This window comes from Plantibacter sp. MMLR14_011, assembly GCF_001865025.1.
GTDB lineage: Bacteria > Actinomycetota > Actinomycetes > Actinomycetales > Microbacteriaceae > Plantibacter > Plantibacter flavus_A.
Map to the genome: position 1 here is coordinate 1 of NZ_MJGW01000048.1, position 254 is coordinate 254.

The following is a 254-nucleotide window of genomic DNA, read 5'->3' on the forward strand; positions in this document are numbered from 1 at the left end:
GGGCCCGGGCGACGCGCAGGTCCGACTCCGTGAGGGCACCGACGCCGGCCCCGAACAGGTTGAGCGTGCCGATGACGGTGGCGCGGAGGCGCAGCGGCACGGCGTGCGCCGACCGGACGCCGAGCGCCAGGGCCCCGGCGCTGAAGGCCGCCCACTCGGCGGGCGCGTCCGCGATGTCCGGGCACGCGACGGGCTGACCGGTGGTGAAGGTCGTCATGCACGGCCCCGCCTCGGCGTCGAGCTGCAGGACCCTG

The 254-nt window shown here is 77.6% G+C and carries 1 protein-coding gene; it reads right to left on the minus strand.

The genetic code is table 11. The features are described 5' to 3' along the window. The coding region (locus BIU99_RS14355) for a GAF domain-containing protein (protein WP_175484413.1) at window positions 1-217 on the minus strand (217 nt) is incomplete at its 3' end. Between the last annotated feature and the right edge of the window lie 37 nt (window positions 218-254).